The sequence below is a fragment of the Kitasatospora sp. NPDC127116 genome (genome assembly GCF_042677365.1).
GTDB lineage: Bacteria > Actinomycetota > Actinomycetes > Streptomycetales > Streptomycetaceae > Kitasatospora > Kitasatospora lactacystinica.
This window is the reverse complement of sequence record NZ_JBHXTL010000089.1, coordinates 16,312-43,270: the sequence shown is the minus strand read 5'-3', so window position 1 is coordinate 43,270 and position 26,959 is coordinate 16,312. Positions and strand designations below refer to the sequence as shown.

Here is a 26,959-nt window from a genome sequence, read left to right as displayed (position 1 = left end):
CCGCCGGGCCCGCCGGTAGCGGACCGTGACGGGAGGGGAACCCTCAGCACTTGACAGTCTCTTGCCCCGAGGCGCGTACTGGAACAAGGACAAACAGCAGACAGGGCCCTGTGCTCCAGGATTCCGTTCGATCTCCGCGGCCGGTGCGAAGCGGCGACAGGGCGTCGGGATGCTCCGCACCCCCGCGTCGTGCTCGGCCCGGTGCCTTCGACGGGCCCTTTCGTGTGCCGGTACCGCGCCCGCACCACCGGACGGTGCACGGGCGGTGACGCCGCCGGGGGCCGGAGCCCGTGGGCCGGGTCCGAGGGGCCGCCATGAGGTCGAAGTCGAAAACGGCCGATGTTCGAACGCGGGAGGACGCCGCCGGCGCACCGCCGGCGGGACGCCGCCGCATCGGCGCTCTGCCGCGCGTCCTTCACGCGAGCCCCGGCATCCGCCCTTCCGACGGACTGCCGTCCTGCGGCTCGTCGACGGAAAGGCGGGCACCATGGTGCTCGATTCGACAACCCTGCACTCGAGCATCGAGGACCCGGTTCTCGACCGGATGAACTTCCTGAACGAGATCACGTCCAGCTACCCGGACGCGGTGTCCTTCGCGCCGGGGCGGCCCTATGACGGCTTCTTCGAGGTCGAGGAGATCCACGCCCACCTGCGCCGGTACGCGAAGTACCTGGAGAGCCGGGGCGCGGGGCCGGCCGAAGTGCGCGACGGCTTCTACCAGTACGGGCCGGCCGCGGGGCGGATCCGCGAGCTGATCGCGTACTGGCTGCGGCAGGACGAGGGGCTGGAGGTCGCGCCCGAGGCGATCGTGGTGACGGTCGGTGCGCAGGAGGCGATGTTCCTGGTGCTGCGCGCGCTGTTCGCGACGCCCGAGGACGTCCTGCTGCTGGTGACCCCCTGTTATGTCGGGATCATCGGGGCCGCGCGGCTGCTGGACATCCCGGTGGTCGCGGTGCCGGAGCGTGACGGGCGGCTGGTGGTGGCCGACGTGGACGGGGCGGTGCGGGCGCAGCGTGCGGCGGGCCGGCGGCCACGGGCGGTGTACGTGGTGCCGGACCACGCCAATCCGACCGGGTCCACGCTGGACCTGGCGACGCGGACCGCGCTGCTGGAGCTGGCCGAGCGCCACGGGCTGCTCGTCCTGGAGGACAGTCCCTACCGGCTGAGCGGCCCGGGGCCGCGGCAGCCGATGCTCAAGGCGCTCGACCGGTCGAGGAGCGTCGTCCAGCTCGGCAGCTTCTCCAAGACGCTGTTCCCCGGCGCGCGGATCGGCTACGTCGTGGCCGACCAGGAGGTGCGGGGCGGGCGCGGCGGGGTGCGGCTGCTCGCGCGGGACCTGGCGAGGGTGAAGAGCATGGTCACGGTGAACACGTCCTCGCTCAGCCAGGCGGCCGCGGCGGGTGCGCTGCTGGGTGCGGACGGCCGGCTCTCCGTGCTGAACGCCCGGGCCGCCGAGCACTACCGGCGCAGCATGGCTTCGACGCTGGCGCAGTTGGAGCGGTGGCTGCCCGAGGGGCGGCGCCGGGAGCTGGGGGTGGGGTGGAACCGTCCCGAGGGCGGGTTCTTCCTCACGCTGCGCACCGGTTTCCGGACCGGCGCCGCGGCCCTGGAGCGTTCGGCCCGGGACTTCGGTGTGATCTGGACGCCGATGGAGTTCTTCCATCCGTACGGCGGGGGCGAGCAGGACATCCGGCTCTCGATCAGTTATCTGACGCCCGGGCAGGTGGCCGAGGGCGTCGAGCGGCTCGCGCGGTTCGTGGAGGCGCTCAGCGGCGAGCGGCGCCCGGAGGGGACGCACAGAGCCAGGACGTACAGAGCCGCGGCGCACGGCGGCGACGTGCCGGGCACCGGAACGGAGAGTGACGCATCATGACCGCGGCCCTGGAGCGAACGACGGTCGCCACGGCCCCGCGCATCCTGAGCGTGGGCACCGCCGTGCCGCCCGAGCACTATTCCCAGGAGGAGCTGCTCGACCTGTTCGGGATCACCGACCGGAAGGTGCGCTCGGTCTTCCTGCTGGGCTCCATCCGGCAGCGTTCGCTGGTGCTGCCCCCGGCGGCGCCCGACGGCACGCGGGTGCGCGAGAGCCAGGGCGATCTCCTGGACAAGCACAAGGCGTGGGCCGTGAGCATGGGGTCGGACGCGATGTCGGTGTGCCTCAAGCGGATCGGGGCCGACCTGTCCGAGGTGGGCTACCTGTGCTGCGTGACGTCGACCGGCTTCCTCACCCCGGGTCTGAGCGCGCTGCTGATCCGCGAGCTGGGCATGGACTGGCACACGGCGCGGGCCGACATCGTCGGCATGGGCTGCAACGCGGGGCTCAACGCGCTGGCCGTGGTGGGCAACTGGGCCGCGGCCAATCCGGGCCGGCTGGCCGTGATGGTCTGCTCGGAGGCCTGCTCGGCCGCGTACACGATGGACTCCACGATGCGTACGGCCGTGGTCAACAGCCTCTTCGGCGACGGCGCGGCGGCGGTGGCGGTGATGGCCGACCCGCGGGGCGGCGAGGGGGCCGAGGAGGAGGGGTCCGGCCCGCGCCCGGAGGGCCCGCGGATCCTGCGGACGGCGAGCGTCACGATCGTCGACGCCATCGACGCGATGCGCTACGACTGGGACCGCGACCAGGACCGCTTCAGCTTCTTCCTGGATCCGCAGATCCCCTATCTGGTGGGCGCGCACGTGGAGGGCGTCGTCGACCGGCTGCTGGCCGGCACGTCGCTGCGCCGCGACGACGTGGCGCACTGGCTGGTGCACTCGGGCGGCAAGAAGGTCATCGACGCGGTCGCCGTCAACCTCGGGCTGACCCGTCACGACCTGCGCCACACCATCACCGTGCTGCGCGACTTCGGCAACGTCTCCAGCGGCTCGTTCCTCTTCTCCTACGACCGGCTCCTGCAGGAGGGCGTGGTCCGCGACGGCGACTACGGCGTGCTCATGACCATGGGGCCGGGTTCGACGATCGAATCCGCGCTCATCCAGTGGTGAACCGACGCGAGGGAGACCGCGATGCCCGTCAACGCCCTGCCCGAAGGCCCCGTGCTGCACGTGGACGGCGGCCGGGAGATCTCGGCCGGACTGACCGAGGCCGTCGGCGCGCTGTGCGACGAGGCGGAGTCCGCCGGAGCCGACTTCGCGACCCTGTACCTCTCCGGCGCCCCGACGGGCGAGGCGGTGGCGAAGCCGGCCGACGTGGCCACCGTGACGAAGTGGGAGCGGGCCGTACGGCGCTTCGAACGGCTGCGGCTGCCCACCCTGGCGGCGGCGAGCGGGGAGTGCGGCGGCGCGGCACTGGACCTGCTGCTCGCCACCGACGTGCGGGTGGCGGCACCCGACCTGCGGCTGCGGGTGACCTTCCACGGGCAGGCCGTGTGGCCCGGCATGGCCGGCTTCCGGCTGGTCCAGCAGCTCGGGCCGGCCCCGGCGCGCCGCACGGTGCTCTTCGGGATGCCGATCACCGCCCGTGAGGCCCTGGAGCACTGCCTGGTGGACCGGGTGAGCACGGACCCCGGGCGCACCCTGGCGGCCGCGGCCCGGCTGCTGCGCCGGCTGTCCGGCCCCGAACTCGCGATCCGCCGCCAACTGGCCTTCGACGCCCAGTGGATGAGCTTCGAGGACGCGCTCGGCCCGCACCTGGCCGCCTGCGACCGCTCGCTGCGGCGCGCCCGGGCGGCGGACGGGGTGACGGCGTGAGCACCCCGAACGGGCGGGCGCCCGCCGCCGTACGGGAGCGCGCCGCGGACGGCTTCGACCGGGCGGCCCGGCGGCTGCCGCCGTTCCCCGAGCCCGGGCCGCGCACCGGCGGCCCGCCCGCCGGCACCGAGCGGGCGCTGGAGGACGGCCGCGCGCGGCGCACCGCCTTCCTGGACCTGCACGCCGAGGCGCTGTACGACCGGCTCACCGAGGGCCGCACGCTGCGCCCGCGGCTGGAGGCCCTGGTGGAGGGCGCCGCGTTCGCCGTGCCCCACCTGGTGCCCACGCCCGCGCAGCTGCGGGCGGAACGGGCCCTGCCGGTCGCACGGCGCCTGGGCTACGAGATCGACCTGGGCGTCCTCCTGCGCGGGCTGCTGCGCTGCCCGGACGCCGGCCACCACCTGATGGACTCCATGCTGCGGCCCACCGGGCGCGCGCTGGCCCTGCTCGGGGAGTTCCGGGCCACCGGGGTGGTGCGGATGGAGAGCACCCGGCTGGAGCGGCGCGCGGGGGTGGCCCGGATCACCATGTGCGCCGGGGACCGCCTCAACGCCGAGGACGAGCAGCAGGTCGACGACATGGAGACCGCGGTCGACCTCGCGCTGCTGGACGGGCAGTGCGAGATCGGGCTCATCCGGGGCGGCGAGATGACGCACCCGCGCTACGCGGGCCGCCGGGTGTTCAGCGCCGGGATCAACCTCAAGCGCCTGCACGCGGGCGAGATCACGCTGGTCGGCTTCCTGCTGCGCCGCGAGCTCGGCTACCTCAGGAAGCTGCTGCTCGGGCTGCGCACGGACGAGGCGTCCTGGCGCTACCCGCTCACCGACATGCCGTGGGTGGCCGCGGTGGACGGCTTCGCGATCGGCGGCGGCATGCAGCTGCTGCTCGCGGTGGACCACGTCCTGGCGGCCTCCGACGCCTATCTGAGCCTGCCGGCCGCGCAGGAGGGGATCGTCCCGGGCGCGGCGGACTTCCGCCTGCCCGCGGTGACCGGCCCCCGGCTGGCCCGGCAGATCATCCTCGGCGGGCGGCGGGTGCGCGCGAGCGATCCGGAGGCCCGCACGCTCGTCGACCGGGTCGTCGACCCGGCGGAGCTCGACGGGGCCGTCGAGCACGCCGTGCAGCTGCTGCGCGACCCGGCCGTCACCGCCAACCGCCGCATGGTGAACCTCGCCCTGGAGCCGGCGGACGGCTTCCGCGCGTACATGGCGGAGTTCGCCGTCCAGCAGGCGCTGCGCGTCCACGCGGCGGACGTGCTCGGCAAGGCGGGCCGCTTCACGGCCCGGCCGCCCGGCTGAGGCCCCCGGGCCCCTCCCCCGCCGCCCCGGCGGGCCGCCCCCGAACGATTGAGGAGACCGAGATGACCAGCCCCTTCGACGACCCGGACGCCTCCTACCTCGTCCTGGTCAACACCCTGGGCCAGTACTCGCTGTGGCCGGCGTTCGCGCGGACACCCGCCGGGTGGCGGATCGCCCACGGCCCGGGCGCGCGCGACGAGTGCCTGGAGTACATCGACCGGGTCTGGAGCGACCAGCGGCCGCCGGGCCCGGTCACGGCCACGAACGGCAAGGAGGTCGCCGCGCCATGATGGCCGGCCCGGGCCCGCTGATCACGGTACGGGCCACCGGCGGCGACGGGCCCGACCCGGCCCGGGGCCGGGTCAGGCCCGGCACCGCGCGGCGGATCCGGCCCTACCTGCGGCCCTACCGGCGGCAGATCGCCGCGCTGCTGAGCCTGACCGTGGTCGACGCCGTCATCACCGTCTCCACGCCGCTGCTGTTCAAGGTGCTCATCGACCACGGCATCGTGCCCCACGACCGGGGCGTGGTGGCGGCCGCCGCCGCCGCGGTGGCGGGCCTGGCGCTGCTGCAGGCGCTGGTGGGCTTCTTCGTCAGCCGCAGTTCGGCGCGCATCGGCGAGGGGCTCGTCTACGACCTGCGCACCGAGGTCTTCCGGCACGTGCAGCGCCAGCCGCTGGCGTTCTTCACCCGCACCCAGACCGGTTCGCTGGTGAGCCGGCTCAACACCGACGTGATGGAGGCCCAGCAGGCGGTGACCGTGCTGCTGTCCAACGTGCTCTCCAGCCTGGTGGTGCTGGGCCTGGTGCTCGTCACGATCTTCCTCCTGTCCTGGTTCGTGGGCCTGGTCGTGCTCGTCACGGTGCCGCTGTTCGTGCTGCCCGGCCGCGTCGTGGGGCGCCGGCTGCAGCGCAACCTGCGCACGTCGATGCAACTGGACGCCGAACTCGGCTCGTTCATGCAGGAGCGCTTCAACGTGGCCGGCGCGCTGCTGGTCAAGCTCTACGGCCGGCCGAAGGGCGAGGCCCGGCGGTTCGCCGGCACCGCGGCGCGGGTGCGGGACGTCGGCGTGGTCACCTCCGTCTACTCGCGGATGCTGCTGGTGACGGTGACGCTGCTGGCCTCGCTCGCCACCGCGGTGGTCTACGGCGTCGGCGGCGAACTGGTGATCGACGGGGCCATCCAGATCGGCTCGCTGGTGGCCCTGGCCACCCTGCTGGCACGGCTCTTCGGCCCGATCAACCAGCTCTCCAACCTGCAGTCGAACTACCTGACCGCCCTCGTCTCCTTCGACCGGCTCTTCGAGGTGCTGGATCTTGAGCCGCTGATCGCGGAACGGCCCGACCCGGTCGTGCTGCCCGCCGCGGCCCGGGCCCCGGCCCCGGAGATCGAGTTCGAGGACGTCTCCTTCCGCTACCCCGCGGCGAAGGACGTCTCCCTCCCCTCGCTGGAGACGCTGTCGCTGCCGGCCCCGGAACGCTCCGGCGACGCCGCGGCGCTGCGCGGGGTGAGCTTCCGCGCCCCGGCGGGCCGGCTGACCGCGCTCGTCGGGCCCTCCGGCGCCGGCAAGACCACGATCAGCCAGCTGGTCGCGCGGCTCTACGAACCCACCGCGGGCACCGTGCGGATCGGCGGCCACGACGTGCGCGACCTGTCCCTGGCCTCGCTGCACGACACCGTCGGCATGGTGACCCAGGACGCGCACATGTTCCACGACACCATCCGCGCCAACCTGCTCTACGCCGAGCCGGACGCCACCGAGACGCAGCTCGTCGAGGCCTGCCGGGCCGCGCAGGTCTGGGACCTGGTCTCCGCGCTGCCCGACGGGCTCGACACCGTCGTGGGCGACCGCGGCTACCGCTTCTCCGGCGGCGAGAAGCAGCGCCTGTCGATCGCCCGGCTGCTGCTCAAGAAACCGACCGTGGTCGTGCTCGACGAGGCCACCGCCCACCTGGACTCCGAGTCCGAGGCGGCCCTGCAGAAAGCGCTGTGGACCGCCCTGGCCGGCCGCACCGCCCTGGTGATCGCCCACCGCCTGTCCACCGTCCGCGAGGCCGACCAGATCCTCGTGGTCCAGGACGGGCGCGTGGTCGAACGCGGCCGGCACACCGACCTCGTCGACGCCGACGGCCTGTACGCGGAGCTCTACCGCACCCAGTTCGCCGAACCGCCCGCGCCGCGCCCGGAAGCCGAGCAGCACTCGGCGAACGGCTACGGCGACCTGCCCCCGCTGCCGCGCGGCGGAGGGCCCCTGCGCCGGCTGCCGCCGCCCCAGACGGCGCCCGAGCCCGGCCGACCCGAACGGAGAGCACGATGAGCCAGCTGACGGTCGAGGACGTGTGGCCGCTTTCCCCGCTGCAGGAGGGACTGCTGTTCCACGCCTCGTACGACCAGGACGCGCCCCGGGACGTGTACGTGGGGCAGCGGATCCTCAACCTCGACGGGGACCTGCGCCCCGAGGTGCTGGAGGCGTCCTGGCAGGCGGTGCTGGACCGGCACGCGAGCCTGCGCGCCGCCTTCCGCTCGCGCGCGTCCGGCGACACCGTCCAGGTGATCGCCAGGGGCGTGCGGATCCCCTGGACGTACGCCGACCTCGGCGGGCTGGGCGCGGAGGAGGCCGAGCGGGAGGCCGCGCGCCTGGCCGAGGTCGACGCGCGGCGCTTCGACCTCGGCGTGCCGCCGCTGCTGCGGGTGCTGCTGCTGCGCGCCGGCCCCGGCCGGCACCGGATGGTGGTGACGATGCACCACATCCTGATGGACGGCTGGTCGCTGCCGATCCTGTTCGGCGAGCTGTGGGAGGTCTACGGCAACGGCGGCGACGCCTCGGTGCTCCCCAAGGTGCCGCAGTACCGCGACTACCTCGCCTGGCTGGTGCGCCGGGACACCGACGCCTCGCGCGCGGCCTGGCGCGCGATGCTGGCCGGGACGGAGGAGCCCACCCTGGTGGGCCCGGCCGACCGCGGCGGCCCGCCGGTGATGCTGCGGCACGTGGTCGAGCGGCTCGGCGACGACCTCGCCGAGCGGCTGCGGGAGACGGCGCGCTCCGCCGGGGTCACCTTCAACCGGGTCTTCCAGGTCGCCTGGGCGCTGCTGGTGGGCAAGCTGTCCGGCCGGCTGGACACCGTCTTCGGTGCGACCGTCTCCGGCCGGCCCGCCGAGGTGCCGCAGGCGGACCGGATGGTCGGGCTGTTCATCAACACCGTGCCGGTGCGGGTGCCGCTGGACCCGGCCCTGCCCTTCCGCCGGGCCATGGCGGCGCTGCAGGACCAGCAGACCGCCCTGCTCGACCACCAGCAGCTGAGCCTGCCGGAGATCCAGCGCGCCGGCGGTCCCGGCGCGGTCTTCGACACCCTGATGGTCTTCCAGAACTATCCGCGCGGGCCGATGGCGGCCCCCTCGGCCGGACCGGCGGCGCCCGCCGGGCCGGGCCGGGCGCCGCGGCCCGCCGACGGCTCGCCCCCGGGCGAGGGCCTGGGCGGCACGGCGCTGCGCAGCGGGGAGCAGGCCGGCGGCCCGCTGGGGCCGCCGCCGGGCGACGGGCGGGAGCCTCCGGGGCCGCCGCCGGGCGACGGGCGGGAGCCGCCGGGCGGTCCGTCCGGGATCGGCCTGCGGGGCCCGGCCGGCATCCGGGTCTCGGCCGGCGGCGGCGAGGAGGCCGCCCACTACCCGCTGACCATCGTGGTCACGCCGACCGACGACATCGAGGTCCGGCTGGACTACCGGCCCGACCTGTTCGACGAGCGCACCGCCCGGGGCCTGGTCGACCGGATGCTCCTGGTGCTGCGCCAGGTCGCGGACGACCCGGACGTGCCCCTGGGCCGGCTCGACGTGCTGACCGGCGAGGAGCGGCACGAACTGGACGGCTCCGGGTACCGGACCCGCCGCGAGCTGCCCGGCGCGACGCTCGCCGAGCTCTTCGAGCAGCAGGCGCGCCGCACCCCCGGGGCCGTGGCCGTGGTCGCCGGGGACACCGAGCTGACGTACGCCGGGCTGGACCGGCGGGCGAACCGGCTGGCGCGCCGGCTGGCCGCGCTCGGCGTGCGCCCGGAGACGCTGGTGGGCGTGGTCGCCGAGCGTTCGCCCGAGCTGATCGCCGCGCTGCTGGCGGTGGTGAAGGCCGGTGCGGCGTACCTGCCGATGGACGGCCGGCACCCGGCCGCCCGGCTCGCCGCGACGGCGGCGCAGGCGGGTGCGGCCGTCGTCCTGGTCGACGGGCCGAACGCGCGGCGGGGCCTGGCCGACGCCGCGCTGTTCGAGGGCGCCGAGGTGCTCCTCCTGGAGCCGGCCCCCGCGGGCCCGGACTCCCCCGACTCGCCCGGCTCGCCCGCCGCGAACGGGGACGGCGCGGCCTTCCCCGCCGTGCCGGTGCGGCCGGAGAACCTCATGTACGTCGTCTACACCTCGGGTTCCACCGGCCTGCCCAAGGGCGTCGCGGTGACGTACGGCAGCGTCCTGGCGTTCTGCCTGGACGGGTGCTGGTCCGCCGAGACCCTCGAACGGGTGCTGGTGCAGGCCAACCACGCCTTCGACGCCTCCACCTACGAGATCTGGACGACGCTGCTGCACGGCGGCCGGCTGGTGCTGGTGCCGCCCGGGGACATCGACACGGTCGAGCGCGGCCGGCTGATCGCGGACCAGAAGGTGACCAGCGTGCACGCCACGGCCGGGCACTTCCGGGTGCTCGCGGAGCAGGCCCCGCACATCTTCGCCGGGGTGCGCGAGGTGTCCACCGGCGGCGACGTGGTCTCCGCGCACGCCGTACGGACGCTGCTGCGCTCCCACCCGGGCCTGGTGGTGCGCACCACCTACGGCCCGACCGAGTCCACCGCCTTCGCCACCCAGCTGCCCTTCACCGACCCGGACGCGGTGCCCGACGCGGTGCCGCTGGGCCTGCCGATGGACAACACCAGGGCGTTCGTCCTGGACGCGTTCCTGCGGCCCGTGCCGGTCGGCATGACGGGCGAGCTCTACCTCGCCGGGGCCGGGCTGGCGCGCGGCTACCTGGGGCGCGCCTCGCTCACCGCGGAGCGCTTCGTCGCCTGCCCCTTCCCCGCCGAGGGCGAGCCCGAGGGCGCGCGGATGTACCGCACCGGCGACCTGGCGCAGTGGACCCGGGACGGGCAGCTGCTCTTCCTCGGCCGCTCCGACAAGCAGCTCAAGATCCGCGGGTTCCGCGTCGAGCCGGCCGAGATCGAGGCCGTGCTCGCCGCCCACCCGGGCGTCGCGCAGGCGCTGGTGGTCGCGGTCGAGGACGCGGACGGCCGCAAGCGGCTGGCCGGGTACGCGGTGCCGGCCGGCGGCGGGGAGGCCCCGCCCGAGCCGCGGGCGCTGGTGGAGTACCTCGCCGGGAAGCTGCCGGACTACCTGGTCCCGGCCTCGGTGACCGTGCTGGAGGCGCTGCCGGTGACGGCGAACGGCAAGGTCGACCGGGCCGCCCTGCCGCGGCCCGTCTTCGCCGGCCCGGCGCAGGGGCGCGCCGCGGCCACCGACGCGGAGGAGCTGCTGTGCCGGCTCTTCGCCGAGGTGCTGAACCTGGAGCGGGTGGGCGCGGAGGACTCGTTCTTCGGCCTCGGCGGCGACTCGATCACCTCGATGCTGCTGGCGGGGCGGGCCCGCAAGGCCGGGCTGGCGATCACGCCGCGCCAGGTCTTCGAGCTGCGCACGCCCGCGGAGCTCGCGCGGGTGGCCGAGCCGGTCGACGCCGAGCGGGCGGCGCGCCCCGAGGACGTCCCCTGGGGCCCGGTGCCGCTGACCCCGGTGATGCACGAGATCGCGGCCCGCACGGGTTCGGCCGCGCGCGCGGGCAGCCAGTCGATGGTGCTGACCGCCCCGCCCGGTCTGACGCCCGGTTTGCTGGCCGCGGTGCTGCGGGCCGTCCTCGACCGGCACGACGTGCTGCGGGCGCGGCTGGAGGAGGCGGACGGCCGGCTGGTGGTCCCCGAGCCCGGCGCGGCCCCGGCCGTCGCCGCGGCGGACCTGGTGACCCGGGTGGAGGCCGCGGGCCTGGACGGGGCGCGGCTGGACGCGCTGCTCGACGAGCAGGCGGCGGCCGCCGAGGCCGCGCTCGCGCCGCGGGACGGCGTGATGCTGCGGGCCGTGCTCGTCGACCGCGGCCCCGCGCAGGACGCCCTGGTGCTGCTGACGGCCCACCACCTGGTGATCGACGGGGTCTCCTGGCGGGTGCTGATGCCCGATCTGGCGCTCGCCCACACGGCCCTGGCCGCCGGGGGCGCGGACGCGGCGCGGTCGGCCGTCGCCCCCGAGCCGACCTCGTTCCGCCGCTGGGCGGGCGCCCTGGCGGAGCGGGCCAGGGCGCAGCGGACGGTGGACGAGCTGCCGGCCTGGCGGCGGGTGCTCGACCGGGTCGAGCCGCCGATCGCCGGGCGTGCGCTGGACCCGCGGACCGACACCGTGGGGGGCGGGGTGTCCCGCGCCGAGCTGACCGTTCCGGCGCCGATGGCGGGAGCGCTGCTGGCGGCCCTGCCCGCGGCCTACCACGCGGGGGTCGACGACGTGCTGCTGTCCGGGCTGACGGCGGCGCTCGACGAGTGGCTGCGGGCGCGCGGCGGGCGGGCCCCGGAGGGCTTCCTGATCGACCGGGAGGCGCACGGCCGGGTGCCGCTGGCCGAGGACATGGACCTGACGCGCACGGTCGGCTGGTTCACCGCCGTCCATCCGGTGCGGCTGGAGCCCGGTCCGGTCGACACGGCCGAGGTCCGGGCGGGCGGGGCGGACGCGGCGCGGCTGATCAAGCGGGTCAAGGAGCAGCTGCGGCAGGTGCCGGGCGACGGTCTGGGGTACGGGCTGCTGCGGTACGTGAACCCGGCCACGCGGGCGGTGCTGGAGCCGCTGGCGCAGCCGCAGATCGGGTTCAACTACCTGGGCCGGTTCGGCGGGGCCGGCGGGGAGGCGGACGTCCCCGGTGCCGACGGGGTGCCGGCCGGTGCGCCGGCCGGGGTGTCCGCGCGGGCGTGGACGCCGGCGGGTGAGCGCCCGGTGCCCGACGGCGGCGTGGACCCGTCGACGCCGCTGCGGCACGTGCTGGAGATCAACGGTTCGGCGCGGGACCTGCCCGGGGGGCCCGAGCTGGGCTTCGTCCTGGAGTCGCCGGGCGGGCTGCTCACCGGGGCGGAGCTGGGCGATCTCGCCGGGCGCTGGCGGGCGGTGCTGGAGGGCCTGGTGCGGCACGCCGCCGAGGGGTCCGGGGGCCACACCCCGTCGGACTTCTCGCTGATCTCGCTGGGGCAGGAGGACATCGACGAGTTCGAGTCGGCCTTCGGCGGTGAGGGCGAAGGCCGGGACGAGGGCCGGGGTGGGGGCGGGGGCTGAGCGGGTCGCGCCGGCGCGGGCGTCGGAGCGGCCCGGAGGGGGCCGGTTCAGCGCCCGCGCCACACGGGTGCGCGTTTCTCGGCGAAGGCGCGCGGCCCCTCCCGGGCGTCCTCGCTGGCCCGGCGGACCTGCTCCCAGTGGTAGCGGGTGGTGAAGGCCTGCTCCAGCGGCAGGTCGACCGAGCGCAGCACGGCCTCCTTCAGGGCGCGTTGGGACAGGGGGGCGCAGCGCAGCAGGTCGGCCGTCCACCGCTCGACGCAGGCGTCCAGCTGGTCGTCCGGGACGACCTCGTTGACCAGTCCGAGGGCCAGTGCCTCGTGGGCCGGCATCCGGCGCCCGGTCAGCAGGTAGCCCATCGCGGCCTTGAGCGGGATCTGCCGGGCCAGCCGGAAGGCCCCGCCCGCGCCGGGGATCAGGCCGAGGGCGGCTTCGGGCAGGGCGAAGACGGCGCTCTGTGCGGCGATCACCAGGTCGCAGGCGAGGACGAGTTCGAAGCCGCCGCCGAGGGCGTGGCCGCGGACCCGGGCCAGGACGGGTTTGGACAGTGTGAAGCGGTCGGTCAGGCGGGGCGAGCCCGGCTGGCCCCGGGAGCCGAAGCTCGTCGGCGGGTGTCCCTCGCGGTCGAGCCGGGCCCGTTCCTTGAGGTCCTGTCCGACGGAGAAGGCGCGCTCGCCCGCGCCGGTCAGCACGACCAGCCGCACCTCGTCGTCGCGTTCGACCTCGTCCCAGACCGCGCCGAGTTCGGCGTGCATCCGCCGGTCCATCGCGTTGAGGACGTGGGGCCGGTTCAGGGTGACGCGTGCGACGTGGCCGGCCCGCTCGTAGAGCACGGGCCGGTCCGTCGCGGGCTGCGGTGCCGTGGGCTGCGGTGTCGCGGGCTGCGGTTCTGCGGGTTCCTGTGCCGCGGGTGGCGGCGTCGCGGGGTCCACGCGGGCAGGCTACCGGCGGGCCCGGGCCGTCGGGCGCAGGCCGGGCCGCGGCGCCGCGGCCCGGTCAGCCGTCGCTGCCGATGGAGCAGTTGGGGTCGGGGGCGTGGCCGAGGGGCCAGGCGAGGGTGTCCAGGACGGCGTTCCTGGTGACCGGGTCGAGGTGGACGACGGGCACGGCCTTGTTGTACGGGTTGCCGTACTGGTCGAGGCAGATCCAGCCGCTCGCGCCGTCGACCCGGTTGTCGCCGTGCAGCCGTCGCCAGCTCTGGACGACGTCGTCCGTCGAGGGCGTCCTCACGTTCCCCACCGTCTGGTTGCGGATGCCCGCGACGGCGGTGGAGACCGAGTCGTAGGTGATGATCACGCGGCCGTCGCGCAGGTCGGCGGGGCCGATCGCGTCGGGTGCCTTGGTGTCGGGCTCGCCCAGCAGGTCGGCCAGCTCCTTCGAGGCGGCCTTGGAGCCGCCGGGGCCCTCGGTGCTCTTCTCCCCGAAGGTGTCGGGGTGGGCGAGGGCGGTGTAGCGCACGGTGATGCCGGCGCCCGTGCTGAGGGCGTCCCACTTGTCGGCGAACTTCTCGTCGACCATCAGGGTGGAGGCGTGCGAGCCGGTGACGACGGTGTAGTGCTTGTTGCACTTCCGGTTGCCCAGTTCGACCAGGAACTGGCGCAGTTGGACCGGGCGGCCGGCGAAGTAGAGGGTCGTGGCGGCGGAGGTGCAGATGCTCGGCACCATCTGGTGGAAGTCGTTGGCGAGGTTGCCCTCGTCGTTGAAGTCGGGCGGCGACTGGTAGGTCTCCGGGGCGTTGGGGGCGCCCTTGGTGAGCTTCTCGAAGGTCTGGCGCAGGGTGGCGAGGTAGTTGTCGTTGTCGCGGGTGTCCTCGATCACCAGGGCCTCTTCGGGCTTGATGGCCGCCCCGTACGAGGTGAGGGCGCCCGCCTGGTCGGCGTTGCCGGGGGCGATGCGCGCCAGTCCCGGGTAGCGGCGCGGGTCGGCGGCGGTGTTCTTGATGTCGTCCGCGGTCATGGGGCCGGCGACGACCGGGATGTGCTTGTCCGCGGTGAGGTAGCGCACGGCCTGTTCGGTCTCGGCGATGCTGATGTTGATGCCCGTGACGGCCCGCAGGTTCTGCTTCCCGTCTGCCGCGGCCTGCGCCAGCTGGTCGGCGACGGCGCGCCACTGCAGGTAGCCGCGGCCGGGGTTGGCCAGCACCAGCCGGATCGGGGGCTGCCGCTTGTTCTTGTTCCGGTCGTCGTTGGCCCAGTGCTGGGCCAGGTAGGCGCCCTGCACCTGTTCGACCAGTTCGCGCCGTTCGGCGGGCGCGGCGGAGGTCATGGGGATCATCAGGGCGACGGTGACGGGCGAGCTGTCGGCCACGCGGTCGTTCTCGGCCTTGATGCGGGCGGTGACCTGCTTCAGCTCGTCGGTGAAGACGTAGGCGCCGTCGGTGACGCCCACGCACTCGTGCCGGTCCCCGCGCCGCTCCACGCCGGGGGCGCAGGAGGGGTCGTCGACCAGCAGGTACTCGTATCCCAGATAGCCCCCGGCGGCCAGGACGGCGGCGGCGAGGACGGCCGCCAGCGCGCGGTTCAGGGGACCGTCGGGCAGAACGCTCATGGTCGGGGGTCTCCTCAGATCGGGAGGTGGGGGGCCTGGACCCAGCGCCGCAGGAGCTGCGGCCAGGTCTCGTACGCGTGGAAGAACACCGTCTGGTGGGCGGCCCCGGCGAGCTGGGCCAGGGTGAGCAGCTGCAGCTGGACGCTCCCGATCAGCCGCTCGTCGGGCGGGGCGAGCGGGTGCGACTGCTGCCACAGCGCGTCGACGAGGAACTCGACCGCCTGGTGCACGGGGGTGCCGGCGCCCCCGCAGGCCGGGCAGTCCTCGGGCTGGGCCGCGAGGGCGGTCAGGTTCCGGGGCGGGTGCGGCGCGGCGCAGACCAGGTTGAGGGCGGTGAGCCAGCCGGCCGTGTCGTGGCCGGCCAGGCGCCGGTGGAGGGCGCGCACGACGGTGCCCGTGTCGAGGACGGCGAGGGAGTGGTGCAGGAAGCGGTCGTCGGGCGGGGCGGCGTTGCGCGGGGCGGCGGTCTGCGGGGCGGCGGTCTGCGGGGCGTAGCGGTCGCAGAGGGTCTCGTGGATGTCGTGCCACCGCTCGGCCCCGGGGGTCGCGTCGAGCGCGGTGACCAGGCGGTGGCCGAGCAGGGCGCGCAGGGTGGGGTCGCCGACGAACGGCGCGCCGATGCCCGGCCACGGGTGGGCGCCCCAGTGGTCGTGCTGCAGCAGCCCTCTGGTCGTCTGGACGCGCAGGGTCCCGTTGTCGCCGGGCGGGTAGTGGGCGTCGAGCGCGTGGGCGGCGTCCTCGTCGAGCGCCGGGGCGAAGTTGGTCAGGCGCTCCCGGGCGGTGTCGTCGGGGACCAGGAGGCGCAGCAGCCGCTCGTGCGCCGGCGTGCCGGGCTCGTCCTCGGCGGGCAGGTCGAACAGGGTGCGCGGGTCGGGGCTCTGCCCGAGGCGCACGGCCCGTCGGACGGCCCGGACCAGGACGTGGGCGATGCCGGCCCGGCCCGCGCTGAGGCGGTGGATCAACTGGGCGATGTCGGGCCCGGGGTGGTCCGTGCCGAACATCCACGTGACCTCGTCGAGGGTCAGCCGGGCCAGCGGCAGCCGCAGGGTCCAGCCGGCCGGTGTCTGCGGCCGGTCCTCGCGCCAGAACGGGCCGGTGGCGTTGCGTGTCGTCGCGGTGGTGCTCTCGGGGTCGGGGGTGGCCGGTTCCGGTGCCAGGACGGTGACGACCACGCCCGGCCGCGTCCGGACCGTCTCCTCGTGCCAGACCTCGGTCAGCATGTCCAGGACCGGGCGGCCGAGCGGGGTGTGGGCGTTGTCCAGGAGCAGCAGCGGGCGCGGCACCCGGTTCTTCAGTCGCGCCCAGGTGTAGTGGTCGTCGATGTCCGCCAGGAGGGCGGCCATCAGGTGGCGCTCGGCGCGCCCGCGGTCGTGCGGGTTGCCGCGGAAGCCGCGGGCGAGCTCGGAGAGCTGGACGTTCGCCTCGCCCTGGGCGCTGACCCGCCGTTCGGCCCACCAGCGCAGGCCTTTGTTGTTGGCGCGGGCGCCGAGCAGTTCGGTGGCGACGATGTCGGCGAGCGAGGCGACGAGTTCGTTGACCCCGGGGCCCAGCCCGACGACGGTGCCGAGGTTCGGGGCCACCTGTCTGGTCCAGCCCGCCACCTTGTCCCGGCGCGCCTGGGCGTCGGGCTGGCTCTCGCGCAGCAGGCTCTCCAGGCGCCGCCCGGCGGCCTCCAGTTCGCCGGGCCCGACGGCCTGCCAGCTGGTGACCGCCAGCAGGCCCTGGGTGAGCCGGGGGAAGGACAGGCCCGCGCCGAACCTGCTCGCCCGCCGGCTCAGCTCGTACCGCAGGTGGAAGAGCAGGTCCGAGGTGTGGGAGGCGTTGCTCAGCCGGGGGGCCTCGTTCTCGGCGGGCAGGGCGAGGCCGGGGCGGCCGAAGTCCGCGCGCCCGAGGTCCGCGTAGGCCTGGGGCAGGCGCTCGGCGTACCGCACCTCCAGGGTCTTCAGGAGGGTGGTCCTGCCGGTCAGGCGCCCGCCGGAGCACTCGATCAGCAGGGGGATCCCGGCCGGGATGCGCAGCCGGGTGCCGCCCCCGGGTTCGGGCCCCGACAGTTCGAGGCCGACCAGCGAGGGAACGACGGCCTTGAACACAGCCGCCCGTCCGTCCAGAACCACCGCGACCCCCCTGTCCTCCGGCGCGGCGGGAGTGCGCCGCGCCGGATGGAGAATAGGGGAACCGGTCGGTCCGCCACAGGTGTATCGCCGCGGACCCGGACCTCGGTTGCCAATTCGTGACTCGCCTGATAATCCGTCAGTTTTCCTGCGGGGGCGGGCTGGTGGGAACGGTGTTTCCCGTGGCGCTGGTGGTGCCCGTGGTGCCGGTGGGACGGGGGCGGCGCCGGGTCAGCCGATGGGGCCGGTCCAGGCGACGGTCTTGCGCTGGAGCAGGAGGCCGTAGGTGAACTCGACCGAGATCCGGTCCGTGCCGTTCGGCAGGGCGTACGCGTACACGCCGGTGGCCTCCTGGCCCGGGGCCAGCGAGCCGGTGATGAGCTTCAGCTTGTCGCTCCCGTCGCTCAGCGAGAAGAGCAGGGCACCCTTGGCGTCCCTGACCGTGGGCAGTCCCGATCCGTTGAGCGGGAGCTCCTGGGATCCGGTGTTGACGACGGTGATCCTCAGCTGGACGATCGTGGCGTCCTTGGGCGGCTGGTACACGGTCAGGAGCGGGGAGTACGGCTCCGGCGCGGCCGTCGTGACCTTCAGCCCGTCCCCGTAGGTGTAGGTCTGGCCGAACGACAGGTGCCGGGCCCGCTCCTCCGCGGCCGCCTTCTCCTTCTCGGCCTCGATCCGCTTCAGCTCCGCGTCGATCCGCTGCTTCTCCTGGGCGGCCCGTTCCTGGGCGGCCTTGGTCGCGGCCTCGGAGCGGGCGCGCGCGGCGTCCGCCTCGGCCCGCCGCTCCTCGTTGACCGCCTGCACCCGGGAGACGACGAACACCCCGGCGCCGACCGAGACCAGCAGGCCGGTGACGCCCAGGATCACGCCCGCCAGGGCCATCCCCCGGTTGGTCGCCGTGCCCTTGCGCGCGTAGCCCAGGCCGATGGCGCCGAACACGACGGCGAGCAGGGCCGGCAGCCAGGACAGCCAGAACAGGATGACGACCAGGCCGAGGACGACACCGACGATGCCGAGCACCAGGGCGGCGATGCCCAGGCCGTTGCGGGGCTGCGGGGCGGGCATCGGCATCGGGTACGGCGGCCAGTACGGCACGCCGGGCGCGGGCGCCGCGCCCGGGGCGGGCGGCACGCCGGGTGCCCCGGCGGGGGCGGGAGCGGTGACGGACGCGGGGGCCGCGGTCTCGCCCTGGCCCGGGGTCAGCGGCGCCCACGGGTCGGTGGCAGCCGCTTCCTCGGCGGACTGCGGGCTGCTGTCGGGCGGGACGGGAACGGTCATGCGGGATCCTTCGGAAACGTCGAGACGATGAGCTGCTGCCGTCCGGCCCCGGGGCGGGGTCCTTCCCGGGTTCCTCCGGGGTCCTTCCGGGGCGCCCCCGGGTCCTCCGGGTCGTCCGGGTCGTTCCCGGCTCCCCGGCGGCGGCGACCCGCCCCGCGCGAAACGGCCGCCACCTCGTGCCGGGCCCGCGCGTCAACCCCCTGGGACGGGACGCCGACAGGATCGGCGAGTGATCAACATACAGGGGCCCGGCACCGGCCCCGACGCCGCGGTCCGCGGGCGGCTCCGGGCCCGGGACGACGCCTCAGGACCCGTCCCGGCCGTCCGGGAGCTCCGGGCTGAACAGGTGCGCCCGCCGCACCCCGGCCCTGCGCAGCTCGTCCGCGACGATGCGCAGGACGGTGCGGGCCATGTGCGGGAGGACCAGGCCCTTGCAGTCCAGCCGCACGTACGGGATCGAGGCGTCGACGGCGGCGTGGTTGGGGCTGTAGGGCGGCATCTCCTCGTCCCAGGCGTCCTCGGCCTCCTCCGGCGAGAGTTCGCGGCCGTCCTCGAAGACCAGCATGAGCCGGGGCTCGGCGGCGGTGAGCGCCGCGACCGCGCGCGCCGGGTCGTCGGACCTGACGGCCACTCCGAAGACCTGGCAGGGAACAGCGCCGGGGCGGGTCCGCTCGATGGGCAGCGTGTGCGGATCCACCGTGATGCCGCCCGGCTCGCTCTCCGAGACGGCCGCCCGCCGCATCCAGAACGCGGCCTCGTCGCTCTCGCCGCAGGCCTCGACGACATGCCACAGCAGCTCCGGCCCCGCGCCGCGGACCGCCTCCTCGAACAGGTCGCGGGCGCGCTCCCACTCCCCCTCGTCCGCGGCCTCGCGCCCGCGCCCGAACGCGGCTTCGGCGGCGGGCGACAGGGGCGGCAGGGGCAGCGGCGACGGCTCCGTGGTGTCCACGGCCCCATGGTTACCACGGGCCTGCGACAGTCCGGTGTCCTGCGGGTGAGCACCCGGCCGCCGGGCGGCGCCCGCGCGGGACGGGCGAGGCGGGCGGGGAGGGGCGGATTCACCCAGGGCAGAACGCCGTGCTCTTCCCCCCGGGCCCCCGGTCCCTAGGCTGAAGGGGTGAGCACTCAAGCGCCGAACGAAGCCCGCGTCATCCCCCTGCGCCCGCACGCCTCGCCGCCCGCGTCCGGCGGGGAGTCCCGCCCCCCGCGGACGCCCGCGCGCAGGGAGCCGCTGTGGCGCGACGTCGTCGGCGACGTGCTGCGGCGCGAGCGGCTCGCCCAGGAGCGCACGCTGAAGGACGTCGCGGAGGCGGCCCGGATCTCGATGCCGTACCTGTCGGAGCTGGAGCGCGGACGCAAGGAGGCCTCCTCCGAGGTGCTCGCGGCGGCCGCCCGGGCGCTGGGGCTCGGCCTCGCGGACCTGCTCTCGCTCGCCCAGGACGAACTGGCCCGCTACGCCCCGAGCCGGGTCGGCCAGGGCCTGGCGGACCAGGGCCTGGCGGACCAGGGCCTGGTGGACCGGAACCGGGTGGGCCGGACGGGCCAGGGCCTGGCGGGCCGGGGCCGCACCTCGCCCGCGGGGCGGTACGACGGACTCTGCCTCGTCGCCTGACCGCGGCGCGGCACCGCGGCGGCCGGGTACGGCAGGGCTCGCCCCCTGCCGTCGCCCGGCCGCGCGCGGCTCACCCGGACGCGAAGCGCCGGCTCAGCACCTGGTCGGCGATCCCGTAGGCGACGGCCTCCTCGGCGGAGAGCACCTTGTCCCGGTCCATGTCCGCGCGCAGCGTCGCCGCGTCGTGGTGGGTGTGCCGGGACAGGACCTCCTCCACCTGCGCGCGGATGCGGACCATCTCCTTGGCCGCGAGGCTGAGGTCGGAGACCGTCCCCCGCCGGCCGCCGCTGGCCGGCTGACCGAGCAGCACCCGGGCGTGCCGGAGCACGAACCGCCGCCCGGGGTCCCCGCCGGCCAGCAGCACCGCCGCCGTGGAGGCGGCCTGGCCGACGCAGAAGGTGGAGATCGGCGCCTGCACGAAGGTCATCGTGTCGTAGATCGCCATCAGTGAAGTGAACGATCCGCCGGGCGAGTTGAGGTAGATCGAGATCTCCCGCTCCGGGTTCTCCGATTCCAGGTGCAGGAGTTGGGCGATGACCACGTTGGCGACCGAGTCGTCGATCTCGGTGCCGAGGAAGACGATCCGCTCGTTCAGCAGCCGGCTGAAGACGTCGTAGGTGCGTTCGCCCTGCGCGGTGCGCTCGACGACGTAGGGAACCGTGTACGAGCCCATGTCACAGTCCGATCCGTCGGCGGGAGGCGGCCGGGCGGATGTCGGCGACCGACTCCACCACCCGGTCCACGAGCCCGTACTCCCTGGCCTGCTCGGCGGTGAACCAGCGGTCCCGGTCGCCGTCGCGCGCGATGGTCTCCTCGCTCTGCCCGGTGTGCTCGGCGGTGATCCGCTCGATCGCCCGCTTGGTGAACTGGAGGTTCTCCGCCTGGATCTCGATGTCCGCGGCCGTGCCGCCGATGCCCGCCGAGGGCTGGTGCATCATGATCCGCGCGTTCGGCAGGGCGAAGCGCTTGCCGGGCGCCCCCACGGTGAGCAGGAACTGGCCCATGCTGGCGGCGAAGCCCATCGCCAGCGTCGAGACGTCGTTCGGGATGAGCCGCATGGTGTCGTAGACGGCCAGCCCCGCGGTGACCGAGCCGCCGGGGCTGTTGATGTACAGGCTGATGTCGGTGCGCGGGTCCTCCGCCGACAGCAGCAGCAGCTGCGCGCACACCCGGTTCGCCGACACGTCGTCGACCTGCGTGCCGAGCAGCACGATCCGCTGGGCGAGCAGCTGCGCCGCGAGGTGGTCGTCGAAGGCGCTGGGCGGGGTGTCGCCCTCCGCCGCGCGGGGCGGGGGCGTGGTGAGCGGGGCCATCGGGTCTCCTTGTCGAGGCGGGGGGCGGAACTCGCCGTCCACTCCACTCTCGACCCGGGAGGGCCCCCGGATGCGGCCGCTCTGCCCGCGGCGGATTCGCCGAGGGCAGAGCGGGCCGGCGCCCCGCCGCGCCGCCGGACCCGGGGCCCGTCCGCAGGGCACGGTCGGAAAACTTCCTGGATGACGAAGCTCCGACTGGGGTAAGTTCCGCCAGCACACCATCAGTTGACGAAAGATCAGCTGGGAGGTCGGGCGGATGGCCGGATCGGTTCGGGACGTCGTCGTGGATGTGGTGACACGGCTGGCGCCGGAGGAACTGCCGTTGCTGCGGGGGCTGGACGGACTGTCCTCCGAGGAGGTGGTGGCGCTGTTCGGACGCCGGCAGCGCGGCGAACCGCTGGGGTTCGGGCTGGCCGAGGCGGCCGCGCTGGCCACCCCGGTGGTGTGGATGGCGGTGGACGAGGCGTGCCGGGCCGCGGTCGGTGCCGGCGTGAGGCGCGCGGGCGGCGGGCTGCGGCGGCTGTGGCGGCGCGGGCGCGCCCGGCCCGCGGTGGAGCCGCCCGTACCGCCTTTGGACGAGCGGCAGTTGGCGGCCGTCCACGCCCGGGTGCGCACGGGTGCCCGCGAGGCCGGGTTCGACGAGCCGGCCGCCGGCGCGCTCGCGGACTGCGTGGTGGCCCGGCTGGCCATGGAGCCGGGCGCGCCCGCTCCCCCGGCGGAACCCGGCTCCGGGGCCGGGCGCGGGTCCGGCGCACCGCTCCTCCCGGAGCCACCGGCGTGAGCGCACCCGCCGCGCCGCCGGTGCCACCGATGCCACCGGAGCCGCCCGCCGTCCCGCCGGCCCTCGACCCACGGGTACTGCCCGCCGGAACCGCCCTGCGCTTCGGCCTGCTGCTGCTGTCCATGGTCGTCGCCGGCCACCACATGCTGACGACCATGCTGGAGCTGGTCCGCAAGGGCAGGGCGACGGAGTACGCCTGCAAGCTGGCCGCCGGGCTCGACCCCAACGGGGACTTCCTGGCGCAACTGGGAGTCGCCCCGGGAACGGACCCGGCCCTGCGCGCCTGCCTGGCCGCCGGACCGGACGACCCGTCGTGGCCGGTGCCCGTCGCGCTGGCGCTGGTGCTGGCCGCGGCCGCGACGCTGTACCTGCTGCTGCCCCGCTGGCGCCGGCGCTCGCGCCGGCTGGTGCCCGTGGACGGGCAGCTGCGGGAGGAGCTGGAGCGCCTGGCGGGGCAGGCCCGGCTGCCCGTGGTACCGGAGTTCGTGGTGGACCCGCGCCGGCTCGGCCCGGGGGCGGTGGCGTTCGGCCACGCGCGCCGGCGCACCGTGTGCCTGTACGCGGGGCTCTCGGTGAGCCGGCACAGCGATCCGGCCGGGTTCCGGGCCGTGGTGCTCCACGAGTTCGCACACATCCGCAACCGGGACGTGGACCTGGGGTACGCGGTCACCGCCCTGTGGCGGGTGTTCGCACTGCTGGTGGCCCTGCCGTTCGTGCTGGTGGTCGGCGGGACGCTGGTGGGCGCGGAGTTCGGGCTCTTCGTGGGCGCCGACCGGGTGTTCTGGCCGGCCGGGCGGGCGCCGCTGGTGCGGCAGACGGCCACCGCGCTGGGGATGGCGCTGCTGGTGGTCCTGGCCCGCGCCGACACGCTGCGCCACCGGGAGCTGTACGCGGACGCGGACGCCGTCGCCCTCGGCGCCGACCGGCGGGTGTGGGACGTGCGCGACCCCGCGGGCCCGGCCGCCCGGCTCGGCCGCCTCTGGCGGTCGCATCCGACCTGGGCGCAGCGGCGCCGGGCGCTGGACGACCCGGCGGCGCTGTTCACCCTGGCGCCGTTGCAGACGTTCCTGGTGGGCGCGGCCGGTATCGCCGTCCCCCTGCTGCTGCCCCCCTTTGCCGACGGGACGGTCGGGGTGTGGCTGGCCACCGTGCCGACGGCGACGATCCTCGCGGTGGCGGCCTGGCGGTCGACGGCGTACGCGGCGCACCGCGGGACGGCCGGGCCGGACGGGCTGCGGGCGGGGCTGTGGCTGGGCGCCGGCCTGGTGGTCGGCGAGCTGACCGTGGACATCACCGCCGGCGGCGGTTGGCTCCCGGAGCATCCGATCGCCCTGCTGGTGCCGCTGCTCGGCGCGTTGGCGTACGTCCCGTGGCTGGTGCAGTGCGCCCGGCTGGGGCTGGATCCGGGGCGCGGGCGGGTGGCCGCGGTGATGGCGCTGGCGGCGGCGGTGCTGGTCGCCGCGGCCGGGCTGACCTGGTGGTCGAAGGGCGGCCACCTGTACACCGCCGGGGACTTCCTGGTCCAGGGCGGGATCCGGGAGGTGCTGCTCCAGCAGTTCCCCGACGGGTGGGAGCGGCACCGGGCCGAGCTGGGGTGGATCGCCGCCGTGCTGCCGCGTCTCGGTACGGACGGGCGCACCGTGGCCTTCGCCGCGGCCGCGGGGGCGCTGTGGGCGCTGCCGTACCTGCTGTGGCTGCTCGGCGGGCACCGGGGGCTCGGCCGGGCGCTGCGCCGCGGGCTGCTGGGCGGTGCCTTGTGCGTGGTCGGGGTGCTGGCGGTCAAGGCGGCGCTGCACGCGGACCGGCCGCCGCTGGGTGAGCGCGGGAGCGGGTTCGCGCTGCGGTACGTGTGGTGGCTGACGGTCGCGATCTGGGCGGGGATGGTGGTCACGGCGGTGGTCGTGGCACTGGTGTCCCGGCGGCTGTGGCTCGTCGGGGCGCTGGTGGCGGCGGGGGTCGCCCAGGCGTGCGCGCTGGTGGCGGTGTTCCTGCTGATGTCGGTGGACGGCTGCCTCGGGCCGTTGCGGACCATGGGCGACAGCTGTCTGTGGGTACCGCGGGGCAGTTGGCCGCTGGTGCAGGTGCTGGCCGGCCCGGTGCTGCCGGCGCTGTTCGGGGCGGCGATGGCCGCGGCGCTGGTGCGGTTGCCGCTCGCGCTCGTCCGGCGGCGGGGCGACGGGCCGCAGACCGCCGACCGGGTGGCGCGCTCCGGCCCCCGGCGGGCGGTGCTCGCCGGGGTCCTCGTCGGGGCGCTGGCGCTGGGGCCCGTCGCCGTGCAGGCGTCGGGTTCGGGTTCGGCGGGCGGGCTCGGCCCCGTGGTGCAGCGTCCGGCCGACGCCCGGTCCGAACGGGTGCGCGTCTTCCAGCTGCTGATGTGGTACCGGGTCGGCGGGAAGCAGGACACCCTGGCGCTCATCGAGGGGTACCAGGCCTTCTACGACGAGGTCCAGGTGCTCGATCGGACGGCGCGGGAGCACCCGGGCGAGCAGGTGCGGTTCGACGGCCGCCGCTTCGCCGGGATCTGCACCACGCTCCACCGCGCCGCCGGGACCGCCCTGGGACACCTCCACATCCCCGACTCCGGCCTGGACGGGCCGTGGTGGGCGGCACTGGAGCAGACCCGACGGGCCGGGCAGCACTGCGCGCAGGTCATGGACCGCGACCGCGAGGAGCAGCCGGGCGAGGGCGACGCCGTGCTGGCGGAGGTCGCCGACGGGCTCCGTGCGACCCTGGGCGCCATCGATCCCGTCGTGCGGCGGATCGAGAGCGACGGGCCGCGGTACTGGCCGGACCTGGTCCGCATCACCGGTCCTCGGCCCTCGGGGCGGGGCGACGGCTGAGGGGCGGTCCCGCTCGGGCGGTCGGCTCGCCGAGCCGGCGGGCGGGGCCGGCCGCGGCCTGCTCGGGCTGAGCGCTCGGCGGCCGCCGAGCGCTCAGCCCGAGGAGACCGGGAGGACCGGCAGGGCCGGGAGGCGGTCCAGCGCGATCCCGAAGCGGGTGCGGTAGGCGGCGAGGGCCTCGTCGTCGGCGAGGGTCCGCTCGGTGCGCCCGCCGTCCGGGGTGGTGGTGATCAGGCGGTTTCCGCTGATGGTCACCCGCCCGCCGTCCGCGGTGGGCAGCGAGCAGGTCGTCGAGCGGGTGAAGTGGGAGTGCGGCGAGGTGGCCTGCCACCAGCAGGTCGGGGCGAAGTCGGCGAGTTCGTACGGGCGCGGGCCCAGGCGGTACTGCGGCGCGCCGTCCAGCAGGACGTCCAGGTCGCCGTGCCCGCCGGTCGGGACGAGGGTGAACGCGCCCTCGGCGTCGGTCTGTTCGCCGCGCTCGTCCAGGCGCAGCGGGTGGCGGCTGAAGCGGCCGAAGCCGACGTCGACCAGCCACGGCTCGTCGAGGTCCACCCGCAGGGCGAGGTGGTCGAGCGGCGGGCCGAGCCGTTCGCCGTCGAAGACGCGGGCGGCCAGCAGGCTGACCCGGTAGCCGAGTGAGGTGAGCAACTCGGCGAAGGAGCCGTTGAGTTCGTAGCAGAAGCCGCCTCGGCGGCGGGTCACGACCTTGGTCCGCAGGGCGGCGGGGTCGAGGTCGACGCCCTCGCCGAGGTGGATGCTCAGGTTCTCGAACGGGACGGTGCGCAGGTGCGCGAGCTGGAGCCGGGCGAGGGCCTGCGGGGAGGGCGCTCCGGGGTCGGGGAGGGCGATGCGGTCGAGGTAGGCGGACCGCTGGGCGGCGGTGAGGCCGGCGGGGGGCTGCTCGGGGTGTGGCGCGTGATCCATCCGGCCATTCCACCGGGGTGCGGGGCGCGGGGGCATCGGCTTTTGGTCCTACGTCCACCCGGACGGCCGTGCGCGGCCACGGGTCGGCGCCGCCCCCGGGCGCTGCCCCCGCTCTGCCCTTTCGGCCCTCGTGGACGCCCGCGCCGGGGCCGTAGTCTCGACGGCCGGGGGCCGGACGGCGAAACGGGAGGGCCGGGAAGCGTGCGCAAGGCCGTGACACGCTCGGTGCCGCCGGTGCCCGGGGCCGCGCCGAGGAGGCGTACGACGCCGGGCCCGGCCGCGGTGCCCGCCGCCCCCGGCAGGGCGCCGCACCCGGCCGAACTCGCGGCCCTCCAGCGGACGGTGGGCAACGCGGCCGTGACGCGCCGGCTGCAGCGCCAGGAGGCCCCCGGGGTCAGGGAGCAGGCGCGGCGCGACGCCGCCGACCCGACCGGGCACGGCGAGTGGGGCACGTTCCGCGAGGACATGGCCCGGGCGGGCTTCTCCGGGGACGTCACGGAGATCGCCTGGCAGCTCGTCCTCGGCGGCATCGCCGACCAGGGACGGCTCAACGACGAGGCCATGGCGCGGTTCACCGAACGCCAGGACCAGCGCGACCACCGCGCGTCGAACAGCTGGTACCAGGAGCTGGTGAAGGTCGTCGGCGACCACCTGGAGATCGACACGCCGACGCTGGCCCTGTGGTCGGGCGGCCGGGAGATCAGCGACTACGCCCTCGCCAAGGGCCACACCCCGCTGGAGGCCACCGCCTTCGGCGGCGTGGTCGACCGGCTGTCCCTGACCCCGGACTGGATGCTCAAGACGCCGATGTGGAACGTCCTGTCCAAGGCCTTCGTGAGCCGCGCCCGCGGCCCCGTCCACATCTTCCTGCGGGCCTACGACCCCGAGAGCGTCCTGATCGCGCAGGAGGTGCCGCAGCTGCGGGTGGTCATGGCGCTCGACCCGGCGGTGCGGCTCGTCTGGCACCCGGTGTACGCCGCGGCCGACGGCCGGCTGATGGAGATCACCCGGGGCCTCGACCTGGCCCCCGACGCGCCCTGCTCCACCCGCGACGCGTGCGTGCGGATCCTCTACGACTACCTGCGCCTCGTCCACGACCCGGCCAACACCCGCTCCGAGCGCGCCCACGCGGACATGAGCGCCCGCCTCGCCGCCAACGGCAACTCCCCGTAGCGCCGGCGGCCCGTCGCGCTCCCCCGCGCCGCCCGTGCGCAACCCCCGCGAACGACGCCGCCCCCG

The 26,959-nt window shown here is 75.5% G+C and carries 19 protein-coding genes; 11 read left to right on the top strand and 8 right to left on the bottom strand.

Translation table 11 applies throughout. The features are described 5' to 3' along the window. The first annotated feature begins 487 nt into the window (after positions 1-487). From ACFVHV_RS29785 to ACFVHV_RS29755, 7 genes are all read left to right on the top strand, one after another. Complete coding sequence (locus ACFVHV_RS29785; RefSeq protein WP_380355023.1) at positions 488-1,873, top strand: PLP-dependent aminotransferase family protein; 1,386 nt, start codon at positions 488-490, stop codon at positions 1,871-1,873. Further along, entirely contained in the window at positions 1,870-2,985 is a 1,116-nt protein-coding gene (dpgA, locus tag ACFVHV_RS29780) for a 3,5-dihydroxyphenylacetyl-CoA synthase DpgA (protein ID WP_380355020.1), read from the top strand. The genes ACFVHV_RS29785 and dpgA overlap by 4 nt, the downstream gene beginning before the upstream one ends. Before the next feature lie 21 nt (positions 2,986-3,006). Then, a complete protein-coding gene (dpgB, locus tag ACFVHV_RS29775) occupies positions 3,007-3,690 on the top strand; it encodes an enoyl-CoA-hydratase DpgB (protein ID WP_359913179.1) in 684 nt (227 codons plus the stop codon). Next, positions 3,687-4,988 carry a (3,5-dihydroxyphenyl)acetyl-CoA 1,2-dioxygenase DpgC gene (gene dpgC / locus ACFVHV_RS29770; RefSeq protein ID WP_380355018.1) on the top strand — a complete coding sequence of 434 codons (1,302 nt, stop codon included), beginning with the start codon at positions 3,687-3,689 and terminating at the stop codon, positions 4,986-4,988. The genes dpgB and dpgC overlap by 4 nt, the downstream gene beginning before the upstream one ends. Before the next feature lie 62 nt (positions 4,989-5,050). Further along, complete coding sequence (locus ACFVHV_RS29765) at positions 5,051-5,278, top strand: MbtH family protein (RefSeq protein WP_359913173.1); 228 nt, start codon at positions 5,051-5,053, stop codon at positions 5,276-5,278. Beyond that, positions 5,275-7,305 (top strand): ABC transporter ATP-binding protein, encoded by a 2,031-nt coding sequence (locus tag ACFVHV_RS29760; RefSeq protein WP_359913170.1) that lies wholly within the window; start codon positions 5,275-5,277, stop codon positions 7,303-7,305. The genes ACFVHV_RS29765 and ACFVHV_RS29760 overlap by 4 nt, the downstream gene beginning before the upstream one ends. Beyond that, positions 7,302-12,317: an amino acid adenylation domain-containing protein gene (locus ACFVHV_RS29755; protein WP_380355014.1), complete on the top strand. Its 5,016-nt coding sequence runs from the start codon at positions 7,302-7,304 to the stop codon at positions 12,315-12,317. The genes ACFVHV_RS29760 and ACFVHV_RS29755 overlap by 4 nt, the downstream gene beginning before the upstream one ends. A gap of 47 nt (positions 12,318-12,364) precedes the next feature. Here the strand turns inward: ACFVHV_RS29755 and dpgD are convergent, their stop codons facing one another. The 5 genes from dpgD to ACFVHV_RS29730 all read right to left on the bottom strand — a co-directional run bounded on the left by dpgD (position 12,365) and on the right by ACFVHV_RS29730 (position 19,199). Continuing rightward, positions 12,365-13,246 carry an enoyl-CoA-hydratase DpgD gene (dpgD, locus tag ACFVHV_RS29750; RefSeq protein WP_359906313.1) on the bottom strand — a complete coding sequence of 294 codons (882 nt, stop codon included), beginning with the start codon at positions 13,244-13,246 and terminating at the stop codon, positions 12,365-12,367. A 64-nt stretch (positions 13,247-13,310) separates the two neighbouring features. Next, the gene (locus ACFVHV_RS29745; protein WP_359906310.1) at positions 13,311-14,861 is read right to left on the bottom strand and encodes a hypothetical protein; all 1,551 of its coding nucleotides are present in this window, start codon (positions 14,859-14,861) and stop codon (positions 13,311-13,313) included. 14 nt (positions 14,862-14,875) lie between these two features. Beyond that, complete coding sequence (locus ACFVHV_RS29740) at positions 14,876-16,975, bottom strand: hypothetical protein (protein WP_380355011.1); 2,100 nt, start codon at positions 16,973-16,975, stop codon at positions 14,876-14,878. A gap of 228 nt (positions 16,976-17,203) precedes the next feature. Next, positions 17,204-18,250, bottom strand: a complete 1,047-nt coding sequence (locus ACFVHV_RS29735) for a DUF4190 domain-containing protein (RefSeq protein WP_380355008.1) — start codon at positions 18,248-18,250, stop codon at positions 17,204-17,206. A 304-nt stretch (positions 18,251-18,554) separates the two neighbouring features. After that, a complete protein-coding gene (locus ACFVHV_RS29730) occupies positions 18,555-19,199 on the bottom strand; it encodes a tetratricopeptide repeat protein (protein ID WP_380355006.1) in 645 nt (214 codons plus the stop codon). A 168-nt stretch (positions 19,200-19,367) separates the two neighbouring features. On the opposite strand from ACFVHV_RS29730, the gene ACFVHV_RS29725 reads away from it, so the two are divergent. After that, a complete protein-coding gene (locus ACFVHV_RS29725) occupies positions 19,368-19,862 on the top strand; it encodes a helix-turn-helix domain-containing protein (protein WP_380355003.1) in 495 nt (164 codons plus the stop codon). 70 nt (positions 19,863-19,932) lie between these two features. Here the strand turns inward: ACFVHV_RS29725 and ACFVHV_RS29720 are convergent, their stop codons facing one another. Both ACFVHV_RS29720 and ACFVHV_RS29715 read right to left on the bottom strand, forming a co-directional pair. Beyond that, entirely contained in the window at positions 19,933-20,535 is a 603-nt protein-coding gene (locus tag ACFVHV_RS29720) for an ATP-dependent Clp protease proteolytic subunit (protein ID WP_359906295.1), read from the bottom strand. Position 20,536: 1 nt separating this feature from the next. Beyond that, positions 20,537-21,175 (bottom strand): ATP-dependent Clp protease proteolytic subunit, encoded by a 639-nt coding sequence (locus ACFVHV_RS29715; RefSeq protein WP_380354999.1) that lies wholly within the window; start codon positions 21,173-21,175, stop codon positions 20,537-20,539. Between the two features lie 283 nt (positions 21,176-21,458). On the opposite strand from ACFVHV_RS29715, the gene ACFVHV_RS29710 reads away from it, so the two are divergent. Beyond that, positions 21,459-21,956, top strand: a complete 498-nt coding sequence (locus tag ACFVHV_RS29710; RefSeq protein ID WP_359906290.1) for a hypothetical protein — start codon at positions 21,459-21,461, stop codon at positions 21,954-21,956. Beyond that, on the top strand, positions 21,953-24,796 hold the full coding sequence (locus ACFVHV_RS29705; protein WP_380354996.1) for a M48 family metalloprotease: 2,844 nt from the start codon (positions 21,953-21,955) through the stop codon (positions 24,794-24,796). The genes ACFVHV_RS29710 and ACFVHV_RS29705 overlap by 4 nt, the downstream gene beginning before the upstream one ends. A gap of 93 nt (positions 24,797-24,889) precedes the next feature. Here the strand turns inward: ACFVHV_RS29705 and ACFVHV_RS29700 are convergent, their stop codons facing one another. Beyond that, the gene (locus ACFVHV_RS29700) at positions 24,890-25,720 is read right to left on the bottom strand and encodes an arylamine N-acetyltransferase (RefSeq protein ID WP_380354995.1); all 831 of its coding nucleotides are present in this window, start codon (positions 25,718-25,720) and stop codon (positions 24,890-24,892) included. A gap of 201 nt (positions 25,721-25,921) precedes the next feature. On the opposite strand from ACFVHV_RS29700, the gene ACFVHV_RS29695 reads away from it, so the two are divergent. Continuing rightward, positions 25,922-26,893 (top strand): hypothetical protein, encoded by a 972-nt coding sequence (locus tag ACFVHV_RS29695; RefSeq protein ID WP_380354992.1) that lies wholly within the window; start codon positions 25,922-25,924, stop codon positions 26,891-26,893. Positions 26,894-26,959: the final 66 nt, after the last annotated feature.